At 59.6% G+C, this 25,260-nt stretch carries 19 protein-coding genes and 2 pseudogenes; 8 read left to right on the top strand and 13 right to left on the bottom strand.

Translation table 11 applies throughout. From position 1 onward, the window contains the following. Nucleotides 1–41 precede the first annotated feature (41 nt). Nucleotides 42–1,152, top strand: a pseudogene (locus tag V7D69_RS05195) (IS110 family transposase). A 345-nt stretch (nucleotides 1,153–1,497) separates the two neighbouring features. Next, a pseudogene (locus V7D69_RS05190) lies at nucleotides 1,498–2,021 on the top strand (IS630 family transposase); the annotation flags it as partial. 81 nt (nucleotides 2,022–2,102) lie between these two features. Here V7D69_RS05190 and V7D69_RS05185 read toward each other — a convergent pair. The 7 genes from V7D69_RS05185 to V7D69_RS05155 all read right to left on the bottom strand — a co-directional run bounded on the left by V7D69_RS05185 (nucleotide 2,103) and on the right by V7D69_RS05155 (nucleotide 13,226). Next, entirely contained in the window at nucleotides 2,103–3,941 is a 1,839-nt protein-coding gene (locus V7D69_RS05185; protein ID WP_333605239.1) for a CocE/NonD family hydrolase, read from the bottom strand. A 215-nt stretch (nucleotides 3,942–4,156) separates the two neighbouring features. Then, nucleotides 4,157–6,517, bottom strand: a complete 2,361-nt coding sequence (locus V7D69_RS05180; protein ID WP_333605238.1) for a TonB-dependent receptor — start codon at nucleotides 6,515–6,517, stop codon at nucleotides 4,157–4,159. A 581-nt stretch (nucleotides 6,518–7,098) separates the two neighbouring features. Next, complete coding sequence (gene ppc, locus V7D69_RS05175) at nucleotides 7,099–9,738, bottom strand: phosphoenolpyruvate carboxylase (protein ID WP_333605237.1); 2,640 nt, start codon at nucleotides 9,736–9,738, stop codon at nucleotides 7,099–7,101. A gap of 112 nt (nucleotides 9,739–9,850) precedes the next feature. Beyond that, nucleotides 9,851–10,144 carry a hypothetical protein gene (locus V7D69_RS05170; protein WP_333605236.1) on the bottom strand — a complete coding sequence of 98 codons (294 nt, stop codon included), beginning with the start codon at nucleotides 10,142–10,144 and terminating at the stop codon, nucleotides 9,851–9,853. Between the two features lie 407 nt (nucleotides 10,145–10,551). Beyond that, complete coding sequence (locus V7D69_RS05165) at nucleotides 10,552–10,884, bottom strand: NIPSNAP family protein (protein WP_333605235.1); 333 nt, start codon at nucleotides 10,882–10,884, stop codon at nucleotides 10,552–10,554. Between the two features lie 30 nt (nucleotides 10,885–10,914). Further along, nucleotides 10,915–12,036, bottom strand: a complete 1,122-nt coding sequence (locus V7D69_RS05160; RefSeq protein ID WP_333605234.1) for a CaiB/BaiF CoA transferase family protein — start codon at nucleotides 12,034–12,036, stop codon at nucleotides 10,915–10,917. Nucleotides 12,037–12,041: 5 nt separating this feature from the next. Beyond that, the gene (locus V7D69_RS05155) at nucleotides 12,042–13,226 is read right to left on the bottom strand and encodes an acyl-CoA dehydrogenase (protein ID WP_333605233.1); all 1,185 of its coding nucleotides are present in this window, start codon (nucleotides 13,224–13,226) and stop codon (nucleotides 12,042–12,044) included. A gap of 98 nt (nucleotides 13,227–13,324) precedes the next feature. Here V7D69_RS05155 and V7D69_RS05150 point away from each other — a divergent pair, with 98 nt between their 5' ends. After that, nucleotides 13,325–14,206 carry a LysR substrate-binding domain-containing protein gene (locus V7D69_RS05150; protein ID WP_333605232.1) on the top strand — a complete coding sequence of 294 codons (882 nt, stop codon included), beginning with the start codon at nucleotides 13,325–13,327 and terminating at the stop codon, nucleotides 14,204–14,206. Between the two features lie 118 nt (nucleotides 14,207–14,324). Here the strand turns inward: V7D69_RS05150 and V7D69_RS05145 are convergent, their stop codons facing one another. From V7D69_RS05145 to V7D69_RS05135, 3 genes are read right to left on the bottom strand one after another with little or no spacing between them, the layout of a single operon-like run. Then, nucleotides 14,325–15,260, bottom strand: coding sequence for a fumarylacetoacetate hydrolase family protein (locus V7D69_RS05145; protein WP_333605231.1), 936 nt, complete (start codon nucleotides 15,258–15,260; stop codon nucleotides 14,325–14,327). Between the two features lie 12 nt (nucleotides 15,261–15,272). After that, entirely contained in the window at nucleotides 15,273–16,577 is a 1,305-nt protein-coding gene (gene eno, locus V7D69_RS05140) for a phosphopyruvate hydratase (protein WP_333605230.1), read from the bottom strand. Beyond that, on the bottom strand, nucleotides 16,574–18,502 hold the full coding sequence (locus tag V7D69_RS05135; RefSeq protein WP_333605229.1) for an NAD(P)-dependent oxidoreductase: 1,929 nt from the start codon (nucleotides 18,500–18,502) through the stop codon (nucleotides 16,574–16,576). The genes eno and V7D69_RS05135 overlap by 4 nt, the downstream gene beginning before the upstream one ends. Before the next feature lie 331 nt (nucleotides 18,503–18,833). Here V7D69_RS05135 and V7D69_RS05130 point away from each other — a divergent pair, with 331 nt between their 5' ends. Both V7D69_RS05130 and V7D69_RS05125 read left to right on the top strand, forming a co-directional pair. Next, complete coding sequence (locus V7D69_RS05130) at nucleotides 18,834–19,844, top strand: VOC family protein (protein WP_333605228.1); 1,011 nt, start codon at nucleotides 18,834–18,836, stop codon at nucleotides 19,842–19,844. A 17-nt stretch (nucleotides 19,845–19,861) separates the two neighbouring features. Beyond that, nucleotides 19,862–20,398, top strand: a complete 537-nt coding sequence (locus tag V7D69_RS05125; RefSeq protein WP_333605227.1) for a carboxymuconolactone decarboxylase family protein — start codon at nucleotides 19,862–19,864, stop codon at nucleotides 20,396–20,398. Nucleotides 20,399–20,428: 30 nt separating this feature from the next. On the opposite strand, the gene V7D69_RS05120 is transcribed toward V7D69_RS05125, so the two are convergent. Together V7D69_RS05120 and V7D69_RS05115 are read right to left on the bottom strand one after the other, a co-directional pair. Next, nucleotides 20,429–21,451 carry a LacI family DNA-binding transcriptional regulator gene (locus V7D69_RS05120; RefSeq protein WP_324064587.1) on the bottom strand — a complete coding sequence of 341 codons (1,023 nt, stop codon included), beginning with the start codon at nucleotides 21,449–21,451 and terminating at the stop codon, nucleotides 20,429–20,431. Nucleotides 21,452–21,543: 92 nt separating this feature from the next. After that, nucleotides 21,544–22,134, bottom strand: coding sequence for a carboxymuconolactone decarboxylase family protein (locus V7D69_RS05115; protein WP_333605226.1), 591 nt, complete (start codon nucleotides 22,132–22,134; stop codon nucleotides 21,544–21,546). A gap of 130 nt (nucleotides 22,135–22,264) precedes the next feature. Here V7D69_RS05115 and V7D69_RS05110 point away from each other — a divergent pair, with 130 nt between their 5' ends. Both V7D69_RS05110 and V7D69_RS05105 read left to right on the top strand, forming a co-directional pair. Beyond that, nucleotides 22,265–22,945 carry a malonic semialdehyde reductase gene (locus V7D69_RS05110; protein ID WP_333605225.1) on the top strand — a complete coding sequence of 227 codons (681 nt, stop codon included), beginning with the start codon at nucleotides 22,265–22,267 and terminating at the stop codon, nucleotides 22,943–22,945. Between the two features lie 296 nt (nucleotides 22,946–23,241). Further along, nucleotides 23,242–24,219 carry a LysR family transcriptional regulator gene (locus V7D69_RS05105; protein WP_324063943.1) on the top strand — a complete coding sequence of 326 codons (978 nt, stop codon included), beginning with the start codon at nucleotides 23,242–23,244 and terminating at the stop codon, nucleotides 24,217–24,219. Here V7D69_RS05105 and V7D69_RS05100 read toward each other — a convergent pair. Beyond that, nucleotides 24,173–24,520, bottom strand: coding sequence for a putative quinol monooxygenase (locus tag V7D69_RS05100; RefSeq protein ID WP_333605224.1), 348 nt, complete (start codon nucleotides 24,518–24,520; stop codon nucleotides 24,173–24,175). The two genes, V7D69_RS05105 and V7D69_RS05100, sit on opposite strands and share 47 nt — an antisense overlap. A gap of 276 nt (nucleotides 24,521–24,796) precedes the next feature. On the opposite strand from V7D69_RS05100, the gene V7D69_RS05095 reads away from it, so the two are divergent. Beyond that, the coding region (locus tag V7D69_RS05095; RefSeq protein ID WP_333605223.1) for a TonB-dependent receptor at nucleotides 24,797–25,260 on the top strand (464 nt) is incomplete at its 3' end.

The following is a 25,260-nucleotide window of genomic DNA, read 5'->3' as shown; positions in this document are numbered from 1 at the left end:
TCAGAGTCGGTTTGCTACCAACCACTCTGAAAGGATTTGCCATGTCAGCAGAACCGTTCTCGCAACCTGCCGCCATCCGCATTGATCTTGGCGCAATTTTCGTTTCGCTGGAACTGTCGAAATCGGCCTGGCTGGTGACCTCGCTGTCGCCGGGCATCGAGAAGATGTCTCGTCATTCGGTGCCGGGCGGCGATATGACAGCGCTTTTCGCATGTCTGGATGCCTTGCGCGACAAGGCAGAAGCCCGCCGAAGCAGGGCTCAACGGCTTCTGGATTCACCGCGCACTGGCATCCGAAGATTGGGTCACCAGCCATGTGGTCGACGCCGCTTCGATTGCAGTGTCGCGCCGCCACCGGCGGGCCAAGACTCACAGGATCGATGGCGAAACGCTGGTTCGTACCTTGATGGCTTGGATACGCGGTGAGCCAAGGGTGTGCTCGATGGTTCGCGTGCCAACGGTCGAGGACGAGGACCGCCGGCGGATCGGACGGGAACGCAGGGCGCTCGTCAAGGAACGCACGCTGCACACGAACCGCATCAAGGGTCTGCTCTTCAGCGTCGGTGTTCGGGGCTATGAGCCGAACCGACGGGATCGACGTGAACGCCTTGAGGAACTGCGGACGGGCGACGGCAAGCCATTGCCTTCGCATCTCAAGGCGCAGCTCAGTCGGGAACTTGATCGTCTCGAACTGCTCGACAAGCAAATCAAATGCGTAGAGGCCGAGCGTGACGACATGTCCGAGACTTCGCCGCAAGCGACCCTTGCCATGCTCAAGGGCATATCCGCGGAGTTCGCGAACGTTCTCGCCAGCGAATGCCTGTTCCGACATTTCGACAACCGGCGCCAGATCGCGGCCTATGCGGGGCTCGCGTCCTCGCCGTGGCGCAGCGGCTCGATCGATCGTGAACAGGGTGTCTCGAAGTCCGGCAATCCACGATTGCGCACGACGATGGTTCAGGCGGCATGGCTCTGGTTACGCTTCCAGCCGGACTCTGCCCTGTCGCGGTGGTTTCAGGACCGGGTCAGCCGCAACGGCGGGCACGGCAAGAAGGTCGCCATCATCGCCTTGGCACGCAAGCTGCTCGTGGCCTTCTGGAAGTACGCCATGAGTGGTGTCGTGATCGAAAGCGCCGCCATGACGAAGTCCTGATCAACATACTTCATGTGAGCCAATCCCCGGGGAACTAATCAGCCCCGATGGATCCAGGCGAACGGACCGTAAGCCCCCTGGCCGCAACAGCCGTCTCAAAAGAATGGTCGCGTTCTCCTGAGTCCTGCTCCGAACGCGGGATTATGGTGCTGCCGTCCCGAACGGCGACCGGATGTGAGGTTGTACAGGCGAGGCATGTTCGCCGGTACTCGTGACTCGGCTCAGCTGGATATCATTGACTATTGGAGGACTGCTAAAATGCATCGTCAGCCCATTGACTGGAGAAACATCATGTGAGGGGGCTTTGCCGCCGAGCTGGCAAAGCTCAAAGACACCCTCCCGAAAGGCACGCCCATAGAAATCTGGTTCCAGGACGAGGCGCGCGTCGGTCAGAAGAACAAGATCACGCGGCGCTGGGCGAGGCGTGGGACGCGGCCATCGACACCGAAGGATCAGCGGGCGAAATCGGCCTATATCTTCGGCGCGATCTGCCCCGAACAGGGCAAGGGCGCAGGGCTGGTCCTGCCCTTCTGCAATACCGAAACCATGTTGCTACATCTGACCGAAATAGCGCTGCCGTCGCCCCCGGCGCTCACGCTCTCGTGCTGGTGGACCAGGCCGGATGGCACATGAAAGGCAAGCTCGATGTTCCCGGCAACATCAGCATCGTTGCGCTGCCTGACAAATGCCCCGAACGCAATCCGGTCCAGAACATCTGGCAATTCATGCGTGACAACCGGCTCTCCAACCGCGTCTTCACATCCCATGACAACATCGTCGACCACTGCTGCGAGGCATGGAACAGGCTCATCGACCAACCTTGGCACATCATGTCCATCGGACACCGCAAATGGGCGCGTGGGTCATGATCAATGCAGGTCGGTATGAGCCGTTTTGTCAGTGACCGCAGGGCGCGAACAGACTGGCGCTCTCGCCTTTCTAATTTTGGTTCACAGTCCCCAATCAAGCGGCAGCACATTCTTCGCCGTCGGCGGCGTCCCGCTTCGGACTGGCCGGAATTCGTCAGCCGAAACGAGCGGGAGGTTGAGCATTGACGCGCGTTCCCCTCCGTAAGTGATCGTATAACGCCCACCGTCAAGCCGTTCGCGGACATTGCGTCGGAGAATACAACCGGTATCCCTGCGGCCTCCGATCATGGGAAACATGGGGCAGTCCCGATGCCCCGGTCGACTGGAGATTTCGAGGCGCAATTGGTGGTTCGGCCTGATCGTCCACAGCGTCGGCTCCAAAAGGATTTCGTATCGAACGGTCGCGCCCGGCTCCAACGGCGTCTCGTGGCGGAGGAGAGACTGAGGGCGAACCGGGTTTCCTTTCTTGTCCCTCCAGACATTCTTCTCATTCAGTTCATGCATGCTTCCCAGGATCATGCCGTGGCTGATCAGCGCGGTGCTGCCGTCGGGAGCATCGTCGAAAAGTTGAAACCGAAATTGGGTGTCGGTGTTCGAAGATGCCGCGTTGAGACGCACTGCGATCGGTCCGGCAAGCCGCATGGCCCGGAAGAACGGTTGGCTGCTGAATTCGAGCGCCGAATCCTCCCCTGGGAAATCCCAACGCAGCTTGTCCCGTCCCATCGGCTGGGGCTTTGGCGAAAGGGTTCCTGCTCCCAGATACAAGCCGGTGTAGCGATCGACCATCGGGTAGGTTGCGAGGTTTAACCAGTCCTTCGTGACGCGATCCTGCGCATGAATCGGGGTTTTCGTCGATCGGGACAGCCCCGTTTCAGCCCCTTTCAGCCATGTCTCAAACCATTGCAGCATGACTCCTTGATCCAGTCCTTCACCATGTCCCCAATCCCCCAAGAGCAACTGATAGCGGCCGGAAACGGCAGAGCCCGGCCAGAGAGGTGCGGTTACGGCACTGCGTGATGCGGCGTTCTGCAGGGCGGCATAGAGTTCAAGACCGCCAAACCCCACGTCCTGCCACCCGTTCCAGATGAGTATCGCCGCGCCGGTCTCCACAATTCGCCCGGCCTGCATCACGAAATTCCGTTGCGACCACCAGTCCCCGTCGAACGCGGCCTCTCCCCCCCTCATCGATTCCACGTAGGTTTTCGAAAGTTCGGAGATCATACCGCTGCCGAAGATCGCCGGAGCGCTCATGAACAGCCCCGGCCAGGTAGGTCTCCACACACCATTTTCGGTATAGGTGTCCCGGTACTGATCGGCAGGAACACAGGCCGGAATCATGGCCTTTACCGGGGATTTCGGCCCGAGGAAAGCCGCGGTCGATAGCTGGTTCTGCCCCATGGCCGAACATCCGACGAAGCCGACGGCGCCCTTGGCCGCCGGCAAGGTTGTTGACCAGTTTACCAAGTCGACCCCGTCGAGGGCGTCACGCTCGCCAAGGTAGGTCCCGGGATCGGTCGTCCGTCCCGTTCCGCGAACGTCCGCCGAAATGAAAATGTAACCGCGTTCAACGAAAAAGGCAGGGTCGATGTCCGATAGAGGCGTGCCTTCCTCCTCCATCTTCTGATACCAGAACCTGGTCAAGATCACCGGGAACCTGCCCTTTGCGGGCTTTCCATTCGCCTTGTCCGCGGGCACATAGATGTCGACAGGGATACGAACGCCGTCCCGCATCGTGACGAGAACGCTCTTCGTCACCGATACGCCGTAGACCGGCGACGGCGGTTTCCATTTACCGCCGGGATACGGCGTTGCGGCTGGGCCGGCCTCCTTTGCCTTCGCGGCTTCGCAACCCATGTGGATCGACGACAATATCGCGATTGCGATCGTCAAGCGGGTAACCGCTCGCGAAATGGACAACATTGCCCTCTCCCCTACAATCATGTGCGCCGCGTGCCGGCAGTACGATCTGATCTGGCGCTCTTCACCTTTTTCCTGTGTGGACCGCGTGGACATCCCATTGCGGCTGGAACAGCAGAAGGGACTCTTCGCCCACTTCGCAAGAGTCAGGACTTCAGCGACAACATTGCCGACGCGGAAGCAACTGGAACGATGCCCGTCGCTTCCACTCAAGACCGTCAGAAATCGACAATCATATCCAGGCCATATGTCCGCGCAGGCTCATAAGTCGTTCCGGCGACGAAATACGAATAGTTGCCCCAGACCGTGCCTCGATTGTTGAGCAGGTTGCGCGCCCAGGCCGCCACCTCAAGATGACCCGATCCAAGGGAAACCTCTTTCAATGCAACGCGGGCATTTGCAATCCAGTTTCCGCCCGTCTTGTAGATCTTCTGAAAGTCCGGCTGGATGGCAGTCGTGAAGATACCGGGCGTGATGACCTTGGATCTGTAATTGGTATCGAAGTGGACCATCAGGCGTGCGCCGCCCAAAGTCTCTTCCGGCTTTGACTCGTAGGTGAACCCCAAATTCACTGTTGTTGATGGGCGAAGCCAAGTCGGGAAAGTATCCGGACTCCCCCCAAAGTTAATGATTGTTTGTGTCCACAGTGGCGTGAATTTGGTAAACTTGAAATCGGAATAGGATACGGCACCCGTTAATGTGATCAGATCATTGGGCATGATTGAAGTTTCCGCCTCAAAACCTTTCACTTCTGCATCGCCGTAGTTGATCAATGCAAGGTTCAGATCAGGACGGTTCGCAAGGTTTCCTGGCACGCCTTGTTGAAGGTTCCCGTATTTGGCATAGAATCCCGCGAGATTTAGGCGTACGCGCCGGTCGAACAGTTCGGACTTGATGCCTGCTTCCCAAGATTTCGCCGTTTCAGGATCGAAGTCGACACCGGCCACCGACCCGCCAGAGATATAGCCGGTCGAAAACTTCGCATAGGTCAGAATGTCGTCGGTCACCCGATAGTTTACACCTGCCAAATATGTGGCTTTTGTTTTCTTGTAGGCGAAATTCGTCGCGTTCAGAGGCACACCATAGACCGGGGTTTCCTTGTAATAGGTGCCGTCCTTCTTGTCCCTCGTGACCCGAATGCCTCCAATGACATCCAGCTTCGGCGTAATGTGGACTTCCGCCTGCCCGTAGCCAGCCAGAGATTTCGCCGTGAGGTAAGTGATGTCTCTGCCTGCCGGCAGGACATTCCCAGGTAAAGGAAGGCCGAATATCGTTCCGCCACCGATCAAACCCTCTGGCGCACCGGTTACGACCTTCTCCTTATAATAGATCCCACCCAGAGTAAGCGTCACAAGCTTGGAATTATAGTTCAGCTGAAGCTCTTCACTCCACTGTTTCTGTCTATTGACGTTATGATTGACTGAAATATAGAAGGGGTCAGGATTACCTGGAAAGAATAGCTGCCCGAGACCAATGTTATCCAATGTTCCAAAAGCATAGACCTTGCGATAGGCTGAAATACTTTTGAGAACGACGTTATCGGCCAAATCGAAATTGGCAGTGAGAATATGCCCTTGAGACTTCATATTTCCGGGGACGGCGAAGGCGTTGTTCACGCCATTCGGCCGTGTCGTGCCGGAAATCAGCGGCGGATTGAGCGACAGTACGAAATTCAGAAAGTCGAGCTTGAAGGCGGACGCGGTTGCGGGGTCGTAGGCGACCACGCCAGAAGCCTCGGCGGTCGTTGTAGCCTTTGACCAGTCGAATTTGTAGACCAGATCGAACGCCTCGCTAGGCTTGAACTTGACAGCGACGTGAATGGCTTCCGATTTGCTTGCTCCCAGTGTGTCGGCGGAAATCTGACGCCCGAACCCAGGCGCGTTGCTCCGGTCAAATACGATTCCTGACTGCAGGTTCTTGACGTCTCCATCGCGTTCTGCGTGCATATAGCTGACATAGCCGCTGAACGCTCCGACTTGTGGCAGTTCGAGGTGCGTGATCGAACGGAACTGGTTATAGTTCCCGATCGATACTTCCTGATGGACGCCGAATTCTCCAATTGGATCAGCCGTGACGAAACTGAGCGCACCACCGGTCGTGTTGCGACCGAAAAGCGTACCCTGCGGTCCACGCAGGGCCTCAACCCGGACAAGATCGAGCATATCCGACGTCAGGCCGTAGTTCGCGCCGATGTAGACACCGTCGACGTTGATCGAGACGGATTTGTCCGAACCCGGGAGGCCGCCCGCGCTGGCAACGCCGCGAATGACGATCTGGGGAGCGCCAAGACCGCCGGGCGTCTTGCGGACCGAAACGCCTGGAGCTACCGCGCCCAGACCTTCCAGATTGGTTATCCGATTGACCGCCAGTTCTTCTGCCCCGACCACGGCAACCGAAACCGGCACGTCCTGAATATTCTGCGTACGCTTTTGCGCCGTAACGATGATCTCGGCCAAAACCGATGACGTGTCGTCCGATCTTTTGGGTTCTGCCCCTTGTGCGAAAGCCATAGGGCCTGGCATCGCCGAAGCGACTAGAAGACCGAACATCGAGCCTTTCATCAGCCTCTTTTTTTGCATTTCAACTCCTCCCCCTCGCGATCATTGCCCGCCGCTTTGACTGCCTCGTGACATGTCAAATCCGCAAGCGGCCTTCCGAAATCATATGCCTGCCTCAATCAGGTAAACCTATCTTTTGGCCAGAAATCCCTCATTGTCTGAATGGCCCCTTCTGTAACGGGCCTTTCCGAGTCATCCCTGCTAGGCTTCATCCCTCGCCGGTCACTTGCTTCTGTCCGCAGTCGGCGTTGAAGCCGCTGCTCTATGGGGTCGGTGAGGACCAGTCGACCAATCTGGTGATACGCAGCTGCGACGCACTGCTTTGGCAATTACGGCCTGACTTGCCCGTTGCCCCGGCGGAGGGACTTCGCTCAGGCGGAGTGGTGGTTTGTCCGCCCGAATCCTGTGTTTTTAACTTCTTGTCATGCTGTCCTTGCAAGAGCAGTCTTGTAAGGAACGAAAGTCGTGCCATGCTTCAACATATGATGAAGCACGACAGCGAGCTTCCCCCTTCGCTCTTTCATGCGGCGGGCCATGCCAGTGTATGGTGTATCGGCCTGGTCGGGAACCGGCGCCCGTGGCACGGTCGGGGCCTGGGCAAACTACCCGCTATTCCGCAGGGCTGCCGCGATGGCATTTATCGTCAACTGTATCCCCTCGGCGATCCGGGGGTCATTCTCACCGGCTCGGTGGCGCTTGAGTAGCTCGACCTGGAGCAAGTTGAGCGGTTCGATATAGGGGAGGCGCAAGCGGATCGATGCTTCTGGCTTGGGCTGTCGTTCCAGCAGCCGGCACTGACCGGTGACGTCGAGCAGAAGGTCGTGCGTGCGGCGCCATTCATCGGAAATTCGCCCGAAGACATGACGGGCAAGGCAACGGTCCTCAACAAGCTCCGCATAGTGTGCCGCAATGTCCATGTCCGATTTCGCCAGGACCATCTCGAGATTATCGAGCGTGGTTGCGAAGAAGGGCCAGCCTGCCGCCATATGGCGGAGCAGGCCCCGATCCTCAAATGCGGCAAGCGCGCTACCGACGCCAAACCAGCCCGGCAGCATTACCCGGGCCTGCGCCCAACTGAAAACCCAAGGTATCGCGCGCAGGTCTTCGATGGCGTCGGATTCGGTGCGACTGGCAGGCCGTGAACCGATCTTGAGCGCGGCGATTTCGGTGATCGGGGTGAACTGGCGGAAGAAAAGGGGAAAGCCGTCGATCTCATAGACCAGGGCGCGATAGCTTCGGGAAGCGTAGCTGGACAGTTCGGCCATTGTCGCAGCGAAGCGCCCTGCGTCGGCATCTGACAGTTGCGTGGGCTCCAGGGAGGCCAATAGGGTGGCGGCCGCCAAGGTCTCCAGGCTGGCAGCCGCGCATTCCTGTGTGCCATATTTGGCGGCAATCATTTCGCCTTGCTCGGTGATCCGGATGCGGCCCCGAAGCACTCCGTTCGGCTGGCTGCGAATGGCAGAGAAGGAGGAGCCGCCGCCGCGCCCGACCGTGCCTCCACGGCCGTGGAACAACTGCATGGTAATACCCGCCTTGGAAAACACATCACGCAAGGCTTCGCTGACGCAATGCAGCGACCAGACCGAGGTCAGATATCCTCCGTCCTTGTTGGAATCGGAATAGCCGAGCATGACTTCCTGTCGCCCGCTCGCCTGCATCCATTCCGCGTTTTCCGGCAAGGCGAACCAATCGCGCATGATGGCTGGCGCCGCTTCCAGGTCATCGATTGTCTCGAATAGCGGCACTGCCATGATCGAGGGCGGTTCACCCGGTCGATGGAGGCCAGCTTCTTTCAGCAGCAGTTGTACTTCGAGCAGGTCGGAAACCGACTTGCACATGGAGACAATATAATTCGCGATGGCGGCCGGACCGTAGCGAGCGCGTGCCTCAGCCGCCGCGCGAACGATTTCGAGTTCGTTTCGTGTTTCCGCTGAATAGCTTGCAAAGGGAGTCGTGAGCAGGCGTGGCGATTTCAGTTCGTGCCGAAGCAGCGCGATGCGCGCTGGCTCTGCCAGCCCCGCATAGTTCATCTCCGCACCGGCGGCGCGCAGCAGTTCTCCAACAACCCGCTCATGCACCGCGCTGTTCTGCCGGAGGTCAAGGGTAGCCATATGAAAGCCGAACGTCTCGACCGTGCGAATCAGTCGTGCGCAAGCGCCTTCGCCGGTCAAAACCCCTCCGCCGCGGCCAAGTGATCGAGCGATCACCGCCAATTCCTCACGGAACCCATCCGGTGAGCCATAGGGCTGAGCCGCGAGGTGGGTCGGCCGCGGGGCTGACTTGCCAGTCAATTCCATCAAGGTGGCGTCAAGCCGGGCATACACACCGGAAAGCGCGCGGCGATATGGCTCCGCTGCCCGTGCCGCTGACGAATCCTTGCTGCGATCTGCGAGCGCGAGCAGTTCCGGATCGACTTCCGCAACACTGGACGAGATGGAGAGTTCCGCTCCCAGAGCATGCACGGACTCGAGATAATGGCGGATGACCGTTTCTGCTCCCCGCGCTACGGCCAGTTGCAAGGAATCCGCCGTAACGAAAGGATTGCCGTCCCGATCTCCGCCTATCCAGCTGCCCAAACGCAAGAAACTCGGCGGCCGCTTTCCTAATAGCCGCTCCCATCGAGCATACAGCGATGGCAATAACGGTAGAAAGACATCCTTAAAATAGTCGCGAAGCGTATCAATCTCGTCCGCAACATGGAGTCGTTCCCCGCGCAGGGGTCTGGTCTGCCAAAGCAAGGCAATCTGCCGCATGATGCCTGTTTCAATGTCTTCCTCTTCCGGTGTGTGTGTCGCACCAGTATCGCGCAGGCGCATGAGCTTCGCGATACGGTTACGGTGATCGATCATGCTTTTGCGCATCACCTCAGTCGGGTGAGCTGTGAGCACCGGTGCAATGAGGGCATCCTCAAGTAGTAATGCGATCTGCTTGTCATCGACACCAACGGTTCGAAGTTTTTCGAGCGCCTGTTCGACATTGCATGGGGCATGGGTGGCCGCGCCCCGGTGGTCTTCGGCCAAGTTGGCCAGCATGGAAAAGAGAATGAAACCGCGAACGAAGGACAGGCTATTGTTCAACGTCAGCGCATCGAGTCCGAGATTTGATGAAGCAGCGAGGCCTCGATGACGATCGACAGCGGCACTACGGATTCGCTCGGTGCGCTCATAGAGTTCGTCGCCGCCATATTGACGGATGACGTTTCCCAGAAGCCGTCCAAGATAGCGGATGTCGGAACGCTGCATCGCAAGCGATGTCTCCGGTGTTGCAGCCGGTAATCGACTGCGATCGGATTTAAGCTGCCCAGCGATATCTTGTGAAATCCACGCCATGATTGCTAAACCCGCTTTAAGTCGGTCAAAAATCGGTGTCGCCGGACAATTCTCTTGCCACGGCGCGCTCAAACAACATCTGCTCCCGTGAACCAAAATCATCATTCGATAGAACGGGTATGGTCACGTAGACCCAAGCATTCACCGAACCGGAAGTCCTGATCCGATGTCTTGCGGTCCCAACGGCAAATTCAGAGGATAATTTCATGGGAGAATTTGAGCCGTCACAGCTACCCTCCAATGCTTTGTTCGATTCACATCCATCCACCGTTGTCGCCTTTCCATGAAGATCCTTCTCGTGCTTTACGGGTTCGAACATTCGACCGAACTCAACTTGTGCGTTTGTTCGAGCGACGGGGAATGCTGCCCGACAGGCAACCCAACATCCTCAATTCAGTGCTATCGATCGCATGAAAGAGCGGGTTGAGATGCGCCGACTTCCGGCATCTCAAGATGCCTGATCCGCTGTTCCAGACGATCGGCCAGGGATGCGCGGATTGGTTGACCTGTCATGATTTTGCACCAGCTGTTGTAACTGATCCCGAATTGGGCATTGAGCGTTTCGTCCGTTCGCCCCGTCGCCAGGCCCTGCATGACGCGAACGAGGGTAGCATCGATGGTCCTGGTACCCATGCGACGCGGTGTGGACTTTGAAGGTTCAGACATTTTTTTGCCTTTCACATACGGGATCATCCTGATGAGAAGCCATGTGTAGATTTGCGTCGCCTAGTCGACGATCCGACAGGGCAGGGGTTCGGCAAAATAGGCGGGATTCAGGATGACCGTTTCCATCTTGTCGATCATTGCCAGCAGTCCCGGAAGCAGCTCCTGCCACTCGGGATCCGCGTAGAGCGTACCGCGACGGGCTGACCGATCACTGGCGTCCGCATAGGCCCACATATGCACAAGTTGGTTCAACTCGCCGGTTTCCGTTGAATAATAGCCATAGGGCTGCCCGAGATGCCTACTCTGCACGGTGAGGCCGCTTGTCCGGTACAGGGCCAGGTAGTCCGCAACTTTGCCGGGCTTCAGAGTGTAGGTGCGTTGTTCAATGATCATGGCTTTGCTCCGGAATAAGCGTTGTTCCAACTAGCCGCTTCCCAGCAGCGGCGAGGGCAGGCTTGGCGCCAGTTTCGAACGGGAAAATCGGATCGGGAGGCGCACGCCCGGCACTGACGGACCGGAGCCTCGCTCCATGCTCAGTTTCATGCCGCGGTGGCGGACCTGCTCGTCGCCGAACGCATCGGCGACCGAGTTGATCGGGCCGGCCGGCACGCCTTCCTGCTCCAGACACGCCAGGAGATCATCCCGGCGCCACTGCTGGGTGCGTTCAGAAATCAGGGCGCTCAAGTTTTGGCGGCGCTTCAGGCGTTGCGCGTTGGTGGAATAGTCTGGTCCGGGTTGCAGACCGACCGCCTCACAAAAACGTTGGAACTGCTGGTCATTGCCGACGGCCAGGAGGATCCAGCTGTCATTCGTCGGAAATGCTTCATAGGGGGCAATATTGGGATGGGCGTTGCCAAGCCGCTTGGGCGAAATGCCAGACACAAGATAATTCATCGCCTGGTTGGCCAACGTTCCCACCATCACGTCGAGTAGCGCCATATCGACCTGCTGGCCAAGTCCGCTGCGCTCGCGATCGGCCAGCGCCGCCTGGATGCCGATGACGGCATAGAGCCCGGTGAGAATGTCCGCATAGGCGACGCCGATCTTCTCGGGCGGTCCGTCGGGTTCGCCCGTCAGGTCCATGATCCCGCTCATGCCCTGGACGATGAAATCATAACCGGCCCGCGGGGCATAGGGACCCGTCTGGCCAAAGCCAGTGATCGAGCAATAGACGAGACGCGGGTTGATCTCGGCAAGGCTGGCATAATCCAGACCGTAGCGGGCCAATCCACCCATCTTGAAATTCTCGATGAACACATCGGCATCGGCGGCCAGCTGACGAACTTCGGCCTGGCCCTGCGGCGTTGAAAAGTCGATAACGACCGACCGCTTGCCCCTGTTTGCCGCGTGAAAATATGCGGCATCGCGCGACCCGTCGGGATTTGTCACGAATGGGGGTCCCCATTGGCGTGTGTCGTCGCCCGCGGGGCTTTCGATCTTGATGACTTCGGCGCCGAGATCGGCGAGCACCTGGCCGGCCCAGGGTCCGGCCAGGATCCGCGCCAGCTCGATCACCCTTATTCCTTGAAGCGGCGGCGTGGACATGGCGACTAGAAAGCCGGGATGCCGGTGATCGCGCGGCCGAGAATCAGCGCATGGATGTCGTGTGTGCCCTCATAGGTGTTCACTGTCTCCAGGTTCACCATATGACGAATGACTTGATATTCCTCGGAAATACCGTTCCCGCCATGCATGTCGCGGGCGGTGCGGGCAATGTCCAGGGCCTTGCCGCAATTGTTGCGCTTGATGGTCGAGATCATCTCCGGCGCGAAGCGGCCCTCGTCCATCAGGCGCCCGACCCGGAGGCTTGCCTGCAAGCCGAGCGCAATCTCGGCCGCCATGTCGGCCAGCTTTTTCTGATAGAGTTGTGTTGCCGCCAGTGGACGGCCGAACTGCTTGCGATCGAGTCCATATTGGCGCGCGGCGGCATAGCAATATTCCGCCGCGCCCATGGCGCCCCAACTGATGCCGTAACGCGCACGGTTGAGGCAGCCGAAAGGTCCCTTCAGTCCTTCGACGCCCGGGAGCAACGCGTCTTCGGGCACCAGGACATCGTCCATGTTCACCATGCCGGTGATGGAGGCGCGCAGCGAAAGCTTGCCTTCGATTTTGGGAGCGGAAAGACCTGCCATTCCCTTCTCCAGAAGGAAGCCGCGAATTGCGCCGCCATGGGACTCGGACTTTGCCCAGATCACGAAGACATCAGCGATCGGGGCGTTCGATATCCAGGTCTTGTTGCCGGTCAGGCGGTAGCCGCCGTCTACCTTAACGGCGCGGGTGCGGATGCCGCCCGGATCGGAACCGGCATCGGGTTCGGTGAGGCCGAAACAGCCGATCAGCTCGCCGCTTGCAAGCCCCGGCAGATATTTCTGTTGCTGCTCCTCATTTCCATAAGCTTGGATTGGATACATCACGAGGCTGGATTGCACGCTCATCATCGAGCGGTAGCCGGAATCGACCCGCTCCACTTCGCGCGCAACCAGGCCATAAGCGACATAGGATGCGTTCGCGCCGCCAAATTGTTCGGGTATGGTAATACCGAGCAGACCCTGCTGGCCCATCTCGCGGAAAATCTCCGGATCTGTATGTTCCTGCGCAAATGCATCGATCACCCGTGGTTGGAGCCGATCCTGCGCGAAATTCCGTGCCGCATCGCGGATCAGCCGCTCATCCTCGGAAAGCTGGCGATCCAGCCCGAGCATATCTTCCCAATCGAAACGAACCATATCGGTCATGTGCGGACTCCATTTCGGGGCGAGAGTGGCGCGATCATTTAATCGGAGCAACGATGTTTTTTCGTAGTTTTAATCCTATATTGGAATTAAAAGGAGGAATGCTCGATCCCCTTTGCCTGCGCGCCTTCATTGCCGTCGCCGAACTGGGACATTTCGTTCGGGCAGCCGACCTGCTCGGCGTTACCCAGTCCGTGATCAGCAAGCGGCTGCAAAGATTGGAGGACCAGCTGGGGGTCCGGCTGATCGAGCGCGGCAAGCGGAACCGCGTGCAGCCGACGCGGGCGGGCACCTTGTTTCTTGCGGTCGCGCGCGAGGGGATGGCGGGCCTCGAGCAGATGGAAAGATTGGGCAGGAACATCGCCCGGGGCGAGGCGGGACCGATCCGGATCGGCTACGTGTTTTCAGCGATCATGACCGGCGTTCTTCCGCGGATGATCCGGGCGCTGCGTGACCGGTTACCTGACCTCGAGGTTCACCCTAAGTCCCTGGAAACCCCGGAACAGCTGATGGCCATCGGCGATGGGCGGATCGATTTCGGGATCATTCGGCCGCGGCCGAGTTATCCGCCAGGTATTGCGGCAACCAGCATCCATCGGGAAAGTGTAATTGTCGCGATGGCGGCCGATCATCCGCTGGCTGCCGCCGGCACGATTCCGGTCCAGCACCTTGGCGGCAATCGATTCATTGTACCGCAGTTTCACGAAGAGGTGGGGCTGATCGACATCATCCGTGGCATTGCCCGGGCCGGACGGTTCGAGATGCCGGACATCATTCGTACCACAGACTTCATCACGGCGGCCGGTCTTGCCGCAGCCGGCGTCGGCATTGCGGCTGTTCCAGGCTCGTTGGAAAAACTGCATCTCGATGGCCTTGCTTATCGTCAGATTGCCAATCACGCGATGTCGCTTGACCTCGTTCTTGTCCATCGCGCCGATGGGCCGCAGGCCGCGCTGGCCGTCATGCTGGAGGCCGCAGCCTAGAGCGGTTTGCGATCTGATTGCATCAGATAGACCGCTCTATTCCTTTGTTTTACCGCGATTTCTTAACCAGCGATCGATTCCGATCGCTTGGAAATCACTCTAGTTTCGCCCGTTTCGCTTATCTGCCCGCCAAGGTCATGCGCGGTGCGTCGGGATCTTCGATGATTTCGACAGTCAGGCGGCCAAGGCCGGTGATCTCCGCATTGATACGGTCGCCCACTTGCAGAAAGGGTCCTTTGGGATAGGCGATGCCTGCGGGCGTACCCGTGAACAGCAAGTCGCCAGGCTCGAGCGTGATATGCTGGCTGAGTTCGGAAATCTGCTCGGCGATCGACCAGATCATTTCCCGCGTATGCGAGTCCTGTTTGAGTTCGTCATTCACCCAAAGTTTGAGGTGAAGGTCCTCGGGATCGACAAATTCCGCTGGCACCACGACGGGACCGATCGGCCCACTGTCGTCAAAGGACTTGCCGCCGAACAGATCGAACTGGCGACGCTGGCGCTTGTTGAACTGCAAGTCACGGGCGGTGAGATCCAGACCAATGGCATAGGCGCCAACGTGGGAAAGCGCGTCTTCAACCGGAATGCGGCGTCCGCGCTGGGCGATGACAGCGACCAGCTCGATTTCCCAGTCGAACTGTTGGGACTGGCTCGGATAGCGGATCGTCTTGCCCGCCCCCACAAGGCAGCCCGGGCGTTTGCTGAAATAGACAATGTCATTGGCGCCCTTGTCGAAATCGGTGACGTTGAGGTCCTTCACCAGATGGTCGCGATAATTGGTGCCGGTGCATGTGATGTTCGCCGGATGGCGGATTGGCGCAAGGAAATCATCGGCCGCCGGATCGGGAAGAGGCTTTGCCGCAATTGGGCCCGCAAGTGCCAAAGCTATCATGGCACGGACCTTGTCCCATGTACGGAATATTTCCAGCAGCCCAGTGTACGGGTTTCCGTCGAGACCGGGGAGCAGGTCTTCAAGGGCGTAGAAGCTGCCCTCGAAACCCACGGCATTCACTGCGCCCTGCGCACCCCGAATATTGGCGAGCGAATAGACCATATCGCGATCCCCCTAGCGCGCCAGAGCCAGATTGCTGGCCCTGATGCCTTTCACCCCGGCGAATGGAAGCCGCGCGTCCTCCTCGATCCGCAGCAACTGATTATATTTGGCCAACCGCTCCGAATTGCGCACGGAGCCGATCTTGATCTGGCCCGCGCCCGTTCCCACGGCGAGATCGGCTATGAACGTATCTTCGGTTTCCCCCGACCGCGCCGAGACCACGGTGGCGTAACTCGCCGAGCGCGCCATTGAAATGGCGGAAAGCGTGCCGCTCAGTGTACCGTTCTGATTGAGCTTGATCAGCGCGGCATTTGCGACGTTACGGTCGATGCCCAGCCTGATGCGGTCGACATTGGTGACGAACAAGTCATCACCGACAATCTGCACATTGGGAAGCTCGCTGGTGAAGTGTCGCCAATGATCCCAGTCATCCTGGTCGAGCGCATCTTCGATGGAGATGATGGGGAAGTTGCGGGCGAGACCAGCCAGGAAGCTGATCATCTCCTCGCCCGAGAAGCGCTGCTTTTCGCCCTTCAGGACATAACGGCCATCCTCGTACAGTTCGCTCGCCGCGACGTCGAGCGCGATGCCGATATCGATGCCGGGACGAAGGCCGGCTGCCTCGAAAGAACGCATCATCAGCGTCAACGCCTGCTCCGCCTTTGAATATCCCGGACTGAGGCCGCCTTCATCGGCCAGCAGCGTGCTGAGGTTTTCGCTCTGCATGACGGACGCGGCAGCCGACCTGACTCGCGAAATCATTTCGAGCGCCTCGGAATAGCTTTCGGCGCCTACCGGAATGGTAAGGAAGTCCTGCAAGTCCATACCGCGTCCCGCATGCGCACCGCCGCTCAGGATGTTGGTCATGGGCATGGGCATCGACATCGCCGTGCCGGCCAATTCCGCGATATAGTGGTAGAGCGGCACACATCGGTGCGTGGCGGCCGCGCGCGCGGCCGCCATGGAGACGGCCAATAGAGCGTTTGCACCCAGCCGCTTCAGGGATGAGGTGCCATCGAGCGCCACAAGCGCACTATCGATTCCCTCCTGGTCCTGTACATCCCTCCCGATCAGGGCCGCGGCGATTTCGCCCTTGATGTTGGCGACTGCCGAAAGCACGCCCAGGCCGTCATAACGGTTCGGCTGCCGGTCGCGCAGTTCCCAGACCTCATGACGCCCCGTCGAGGCGCCTGATGGTGCGCAGGCACGCCCGAAGCTGCCGTCGGCGAGGCGGATATCGGCCTCGACGGTGGGGCGGCCGCGGCTATCCAGAATTTGCCGCGCGTCCAAGGCTATTATCGTTGGGGAAGATTTCATCCGCAGGACTCCAGGGACAATTGGAAAATTTCAAGGCCGACTTCGCCGTCATGCCAAAGCAATTGAATCGCCTTGTTCTCGATGGACTGGCGGTCGATCCTGTCGCCATATTCGACGGGTGACTTGCCATGCAGGCGCGCGAGCAGCAGGCAGCCGACGATCCGGGCAAGGTCCGTGTCGATTATGTCGAGTCCGGTGGCTCCATACGCTCCCAGAAACGTTTCGATCGCCTCTTGGAAGGCGGGGACAGGCATGCCCGGGATCGACGATTTCAGGATCAGGTGGGTGAGGCAGAAGCCGACATCGAACCGCGGGTCGCCCCAATGCGCGACCTCGAAGTCAAGGATGACCAGATCGCCGCCGTCCGCGAGAAGGTTCTTCGGGCTGAAGTCGCCATGAACCAGGGCGCAGCGCCGGCCGAGCATGCCTGACACCACGGCCTCCATGTCAGCCGCGAGATGCGGCAGCTTTTCGGCGACGTGCTCGAAAAAGGGCTCGATCCGCAGTTCATGGAAATATTGGATGTCGCCAAACCGCTCTGCGAGATCAGGGCGCTCCGCTGACCGGGCGTGCAGCAGACCCAGCAAGCGACCAGCCCGCTCGGCGGTGCGAAGATCGACCGCGCCGCTCATCAGGTCCGTCTTCCAATTCCGGAGGCGCGGGTCCACCAGCCGCATGGCAAATGCATGCTCGTCGGGCTTTTCCCAGACCAGTTCGGGGACAGGACCTTTCCCCAGAAGTTCCGTGCAGGCCCTGATGGCGTCAGCCTCGATGAGCGACCGGCCGGGATCGGAGAACCAATCCGCAGCGACCTTCAGCTTGGGCAGCGCGGCCTTGATGACGATCGGTCCATCCTCGCTGTCGACCACCCGGACGTCGCTGGCAACGCCGCCGTCCAGCGGAACGCCTTCTGGCGGGTTTTTCCGGGCGGGCGTGTTGCGAGGCTCTTGCGGCTGATACCCCTGAAGGACGCGCACGACTTCCTCGCAGGCGCGCCGCCGCAATTCCTCCATCGAAGCGTCGGAAGCGTAGGCGATATGGGGTGTCGCCACGACGCGCGCATGGGACAGTATTTCCAGCGGCGGGGTTGGCTCGCCGTCAATTACGTCAAGAGCGGCGCCTCGGATGCGTCCCTCGCCGAGCGCGTTCAGCAGCGCCTCATTGTCGATCAGAGGTCCCCGACTGACATTCACGATCAGGGGGCGGCGCTGCAATCGGGCGAAAAAATCCTCATTCAGCAGGCCCTGCGTCGCAGGAATCAACGGAACATGGAGAATGACGATGTCGGCGGCCGACTGGATCGCGTCCATGTTTGCCGCATAGGCGTTGTCATCGTCAGCCGTAAATGCGGGATCATGGGCAAGCACCCCGCATCCGAAGGCCTTGAATTTTCGCGCGGTTTCGCGGCCGATCCGGCCGTAGCCCAATATGCCGACGGTCAGGTCGGACAGGCGCAGCAGGCCGGTCGCATCGGAGTTCCAACCCTTCTCCTTCACCGCCGCATTGAGGCGCGAAATGCCCCGGCAATGGTCCAGAACCAGCGCAACGGCATGATTCGAAACCTCCTCTACGCAATAGTCCGGGACATTGGTAACCCACGCACCGCGCTCGGCAGCTGCTGCGACATCAATATTATCGAGGCCGACGCCAAGGCGCGCGACGATCCGCACTGTGCGGGGCGACATGATGGCCTTGCGTGAAACCGGCGCCCAGCACGTCAGGATTGCCGCAGGGTCGGCGCTTTCCACGAGGGCCTCGATGTCACTCTCGCTGCCCGCGACCTCTGGCCCGATCACGAGCCGGAATCCTGCGCCCTCGATGATGCTACGCTCCAGTGCGACGTCGGCCCAAGGATGATCCGTCAGCACGACGGCGAGGGTTTTCCGGCGGTCTCCCGCCGCGCCGCCTTCAGCCGGTTCAATCATGTGTTCCGCCCTATCTTGAAAGACACCATGTCGATATCTGTGCCAGCGTTAGCACATTTGTATGTGCCTTGGCAATGGGCAATGGGGACGGGCTGTAATTGCACTCACTTGCTGCCCTCTCTCTCCACATAGCCCGAAAATTCACGGCTTACCTATGTATATTCGCTGTTTTTTGACGCCCCTTGTGCAGTCGGATGCCTTTGCCGTGAACCGGCCCAAGGACGTCCGGATGGCAGCGGGTCGCACGGATATCTGTTGACATCAGTCGCCGCTGAGGGCAAATCATGATGCTATCGATAGCGCATAAACCAACTCTTTTTGGAGCATGCCCATGTTGCCTGCCGTTAACCTTCGTCCGGCTTTCAATATCACCCGGACCAGCCATGTGATCCTGACCGTCGCCGATCTGCGGAAGAGCCGCGAATTTTACACGGATGTGGTCGGCCTCGTCGTCTCCGATGAGGATGAGAATAGTTGCTATTTGCGCGGTCTGGCGGAGGCCTGCCATCACAGCCTGGTGCTTGTGCAATCGCAGGACGGCGGCAAGTGTCGCCGCATCGGCTTCCGCGTCTTCTTCGACGAGGATCTGGATATCGCCTACCAGTATTTCCGTGGGCGGGGCCTCCCCGCAGAATGGGCTGAAGCACCCTATCAGGGCAGGACGCTGCACGTTTCCGACCCCATCGGAACCAGGATCGAGCTTTGCGCAACGATGGAGACCCGGCAGCGCATGTATCTGCACAAGGAAAAACATAAGGGGGCCTATGCGCAGCGTCTGGACCACTTCCAGATTCATGCCCCGGACACCTATGCCCTGTGCGCTTTCTACAGTGAGCTCGGCTTCCGCAATTCCGAATATCTGACCCATGAGGACAAGCTGCTCGGCGCCTTCATGTACCGCAAGGGCACCTGTCTCGACCTCGCGATTGTCCCGGGCTTGGCGCCGAGGCTCCATCATCTGGCTTACACCGTCCCTGAAGCGCACGACATCTTCACGGGGTGCGACCTGGCGGGTATCTATGGCTATCCTTCCTCCGTCGAACGTGGGCCGGGCCGCCACGGGCCGGGCGGTATGTTGTTCGTTTATCTGATCGACCCCGATGGGCATCGCGTCGAGCTATTCAACAGCCATTATCAGACCATCGACATAGAAATTGAACCGGTGCGATGGGACGCGGCAACGCTGTCAACCAACGTGCGTTGGGGTCTGCCGGCGCTTGCCCGGTGGTATTCCGTCGCAACGGAATTCGAGGGCGTTCCGCTGACCGAGCCGGTCGAAAAGCCGAATCCGGAAACGCTGGAAAGCTATATCCGCAAACGGGAAGAGGCAGCCCAGGGCTGAAAGGGAGAGAAGGGTTAATGGCACGTGTCGAATATTTGAGCCGGGCAGAGGCCGGCCCGGACAGAACGTCGCTCTATGATCGACTGGAGCGCGAGCGGAAGGTTCCTACCGCGAACATCTTCCTTGCACTCGCCAATGCGCCGGAAATCCTCGATGGATTTCTGACCTATGCCAATGCGCTGCGCACGGCGGACCTGGACCCGCGCCTTCGCGAGCTTGCGATCCTGACGGTAGGGCACTGCACCTCATGCGAATATGAGATCGCGCACCACCATTCCCACGCGATGAAAGCTGGCGTCACGGAGGAGCAGTATGTGGCGGTTCCTGAATTCGGGACGTCACCCCACTTCGGCGAGGTGGAACGGGCGGTAATGGCTTTCGCCAAGGCTTCCACGTTGAATGTCGATGTGAGCGACGAAGTGTGGAGCAAATGCTGCCAGTTCCTGAGCGACCGGCAGATGGTGGAACTTGCCGTCACCGTCGCCTGGTATGCTTCGGGCGTACGGATCCTGGGGGCGCTCAAGATCGAACTGGAAGACAAATACCGGAAATAGCCGCCCCAAAGGCTTGCTGAGGTGCGACCGTTATCGTCCGCGGCGAACCTGTCGGGTCGTCTTGCGAATGATCAATGAAGAATTCACGACGGCGTTATGCGCGGGAAGCTGCTCCTTCCGATGCGCCTCGTCGCGCAGTTGGTTAAGGAACCAGAGACCGCAACTGGTGGCCAGATTGTCGACCGGCGGCCTGATGGTCGTCAATCCGCCGCGCCACCACTGGAACCACTCAGGGTCGCCGAAGCCGATGAGTGAGAACTGGGAAGGTACGGGGATGTCCATCTCCTCAACGGTCTCGATAACGCCCAGCGTGATATTTACCGCGCCTGAAATGATCGCGGTCGGCGGTGAAGAGGATTTGAGGATGTCGCGGAACGCCTTTGCCCCAAATGCGCGCGTTGGCGTTCCGACGGCACTGATGGCGTTGCCGGGTGTTATGCCTGCTTTCTCGCAGCCTTGTTCGAAGCCCCGAAGGCGCGCCTCGCCTGTCGACAGAGCGACCGTCCCGCCGATATAGGCGATCCGTTCATGGCCCAGGCTGGCCAGGTGCGCGACCGCCTGCTCCAGCGCCTGGCTATCGTCTATACCGAACCAGATATCGCCCAGCGAGGATACGCGCCTCAGCAACTGGACGTGCGGAATGTTGCGCAGCAATTGAACGCTCGACTTGTGCGGGGCAGTGGTGGGAACAACGATGATACCCGCGGCTCGCGCGCCGACCAACTCGCGTATGTGGCGCGTTTCGCCCTCCTTTTCATCGCCGGTCAACGACAGGACCAGGCGAAAGCCTTCCTTGTTGCATACTTCCGAGAGCGCTTGCGCAATCGTCGCGTAGAAATCATTGCTGACCTCCGGCACCAGAAGTCCGATGAGGTTGCTGTTGCCGCCGCGCACGATCCGCGCGGGGAGATTCCCCACGTAACCGACCCGCGCGGCGGCACGCTGCACCTTCGTTCGCGTTTCCGCACTGATGCGGGGATCGTCGGCCATGGCTCGGCCGACGGTGGAAACCGAAACCCCGACCATCTGCGCAATTTCACGAGCGGTTATCATACTGCGATCCTAACGGCACGCGGCCAAGACACAACTGCCTGGCCGCGTGCCGGCGGGAGGGAGGGTTTCGAGAATCTGATTTCCTGGCAGACTCAAAGCCGCTCAAGGTCGGGTTCAAGTTGCAAGGCAAGCGGCCCGGTAATGCGTGCTGTCATGTTGTACCAGCCCACGCTGAAAAGCAGAGCCAGGCTTTGTTCATCGCCCAGGATGGAATGGACAGCATCCCACACCTCCCGGCTCACCTGTTCGGGTGACTGCGTCGCGTGCCGCGCAAGGCGAAGCACGGCCTTCTCGAGGGTCGTAAAGGCATCAGAGGCCTCAAAGTCCCAAATGATCTCGAGCTTCTGCCGAGGCATACCCAGCCGGCGCGCGATGTTCCAGTGACGCCATAGCTCATACCGGTTGCCAAGAGTCTGGCACGCCATGATGATCGCCAGTTCTCGAAGCGATGGATCGAGTCCGGCACCTTCGCGTACGCGATCCGCCATGGTGATGAAGGCGCGGAGAATATCCGGGCAGTTCGCCATCAATGCGAACACCCGCGCCTTTGCCGCCGCGCCGCGGCGTTCATCGAGGAATGCGAACAGGTCCGGCATCGCCTCCCGCGATTGCAAGGGGATGCGGCAGATGGAAGCGGCGTCGGTATCCGCGTCCTTTTCCGTACCGCCAGAATCTGCACCCATATGAAACCACTCCCGTACATCGTCGTAAGCACAGAGTGGCGGGGCCGGAGGCGGAGCGCCAATTTCCTTTGTTCATGGACAGGAATAAATTTCATGGCCGCCCGTGCCGTTTTCGGCCGCAACTCGAGCTATGAACATAGCGTTTTTTCATGATCCCCATGGAGAGGATCGCTGCCATTTCCAGCGCATGAGCAACATACCCGTCGATCGACCGCGATCCGCGCGCCTGCCGGAGCCGGCCATTTCCACCCTTTTCCACCAAGCGCGGACCTATAACCGCTGGCAACGCCATGAACTTGGCGAGGATGCAATTCGTGAGATCTATGAAGCCGCGGCGTTCGGTCCCACCTCCGCCAATGGCAGTCCCGCACGGTTCGTCTGGATCCGGAGTGAGGCTGCGAAGCAACGTCTCGTCGAATGCGTGAATCCTGGAAACGAAATCAAGGTGCTCGGCGCGTCGGCTACGGTCATCATCGGCTATGACCCGAATTTCTATCTCAAGCTTGATCGTTTGATGCCGCACGCGGCTGACAGGCTCATCCAGCTGTTCAGCAGCGAGCCACAGGACACATGGGAAACGGCATTCCGGAACAGTGCGCTCCAGGGCGCCTACTTGATCATAGCCGCTCGGGCGCTGGGCCTGGATTGTGGCCCCCTTTCAGGCTTCGATCATGACAAGATCAACGCCGCCTTCTTCGAGGGCGTGGACATACGAGCGAATTTTCTTTGCTGCATTGGGCATGGATCCAATGAGTCCCTGATGCCGCGTAACGCACGGCTGCCATTCACAGAGGCCAATCAGATTCTCTAACCCCGGTCGCGCTCGTTCCCGCAACCCTCATTTCATTCCTGGTCGCCACTCCTGTGCGCCGTCAACAGTGGACATCGCAGCCGGCTAGTGCTATCGTTAGCGCAAATGGTGCGGGAGAGGAATATGAGAAGGCAAACGGATTGCCGCCGCATGGCTGGAGTCGTGGCAATTCTTGCCCCTGGCGCTCCGAAACCCGACACCTTTCGCCGCATCGCTTCGAACGCATACTGGCTCTTCTTTAGGGCGAATTTTGGAGCTATCCGGCAGCGGCGCGGGGGATGGGGAGGGAGGTAAAGATGGACACACGCCGACTGGGCTATTTTGCCTGTATATTGGAAGAAGGTAGCATCACCGCCGCCGCGCAACGTCTGCGGCTCTCACAGCCGACCCTCACCAAAGCGATGAAGCTGCTGGAGGATGAGTTCGGCGTGGTGCTCTTTGAGCGCTCCATGACCGGGATCACGCCGACGACTTATGGCGAGGCCCTCTACAGCCGTGCGAAGGGCATACTGGCAGACATGCGACGTGCTCAGGAGGAGATTGCCACATTGCGGGGCATGGCGGGTAACCACTGCCGGATCGGAGCATTGCCGACCTTGATGGGCTGCGTTGTCGCCAAAGCGGTGGAAGAGATCAGCCGTCGCTTCCCTGATGTCAAGATCCACATCCAGGAAGGGCAGAGCCAATCCTTGATCCGGTCGCTCCGCCGTCGCGAGCTCGACGTGGCCCTGGTCTATTGCGGCAATGCTGTCAGCGAGCACGGCTTTGCCTCCCATGTACTGTTTGGCGACCGGCTTGAGGTCGTCGCCAGCGCGCGACATCCTCTGGCGGGGCGCCCGTCTGTAACGGTGGCAGACCTTGCACCCTATCCTTGGTGCGTGGCCATGAGCGGCAACTGGCGGTATGTCGAGCAAATGTTTCGATCCGTAGGGCTCGAACCGCGGGAGCCACGCATCGATCCGGGCGGCGCGATCCAATTTCTCAAGGGCCTGGTGGGAGCCAGCGAATACCTAGCCGTTATGCCCCAACATGCCATCGCCGGCGAACTCGCCCGCGGCGAGCTTGTCGTGCTCCCGACTGACAGTATGTTCTTGAACCGCAAGATCGTGGCCCTTCGATCAAAGGAAGTGGAGCTTCCCGCCTATGGCCGGGCGCTGCTGTCCGCGATTTCCCGAGCTGCGCCAGCGCCGCGCGGCGAAAAGGCGGCTAACGACCGATTGCATGGGTTCACGCAAAGGGATCAAGGTTCAGCACGTTTGTTCGCTCAGCGATGAGTTCGTTCAATCGGGCGAAATAGGGCCGAGCCTGCGGGTTCTCCATATGGCTGTCATGGTCGGCCTCGCGGTCATAGAGCTCCATGATCACATAGGAGCCCGGCGCATCCCGCACCTGCATCGGCAGATAGAGCCGGGTGCCTGGCTCGGTCGCGGCGACCACGCTCGCCAATTCGCTGATCGTGGCCATGAAGTCGGCGTCGCGTCCTTCATGCACACGTAGCATGACCACCATGCCGAAAGTCATTGCGCAACTCCGCTGCAGGTTCGTTCCGCCGATCCTTTCGGCAGCCAGGTTCATAACAGTCTCGTGGAACTGTCCGGCATGAATTCCATGCATATGCCATAGCCGTTCGTCTGGCGCGGGATCGCCAAGAACATGGAAACAGAGGGAATCCTTGCGCGCGGCTGAGCCACCACAAGAGGCGTCGGCCTCGATTTCCCGGTGAACGCATGCCCATGGCAAATATCTATGCCGCGCCCGCAGGCATCGTCACTAAGCTAAAAACATAACGACAAGAGGGAGAGTGAGATGCGCAGTCTACCGTTCCGGGCCATTTTTCTGGGTGCCACTTCAGTGCTGGCGCTCGCCCAGCCGCAAATGGCGCACGCGCAATCGGAGCAGCCCGGGCAAGCCAAGCGCTCCGAAACGTCCCAAATCGAAGAAATCGTGGTGACCGCCGAAAAGCGGGAGGCGAACCTTCAGGATGTGCCGATGGCGATCAGCGCTGTCACAGCCAACCGCCTGGAGCAGTCCGCTGTGGGAAGTACGCGCGATCTAACCGCTCTGGTGTCGGGATTGGTGTTCACAAAGAGCATCTCGAATGGCATGCCGTTCATCCGGGGCGTCGGTCAGACACTGGGTGACATCAGCGCGGAATCTCCGTCCGCCATCTATGTCGACGGCGTCTATCTGATGCACCCGGCATCCGGCCTCTTCTCGCTGGGCAGCGTCGAGCGCGTTGAAGTGCTGAAAGGTCCGCAGGGCACGCTCTTTGGACGCAATGCGACCGGCGGCCTGATCCATCTCATCACCAAGAC

Origin of the sequence: Novosphingobium sp. (assembly GCF_036733805.1) — a bacterium.
Lineage (GTDB): Bacteria > Pseudomonadota > Alphaproteobacteria > Sphingomonadales > Sphingomonadaceae > Novosphingobium.
This window is presented reverse-complemented; position numbering and strand designations above follow the sequence as displayed.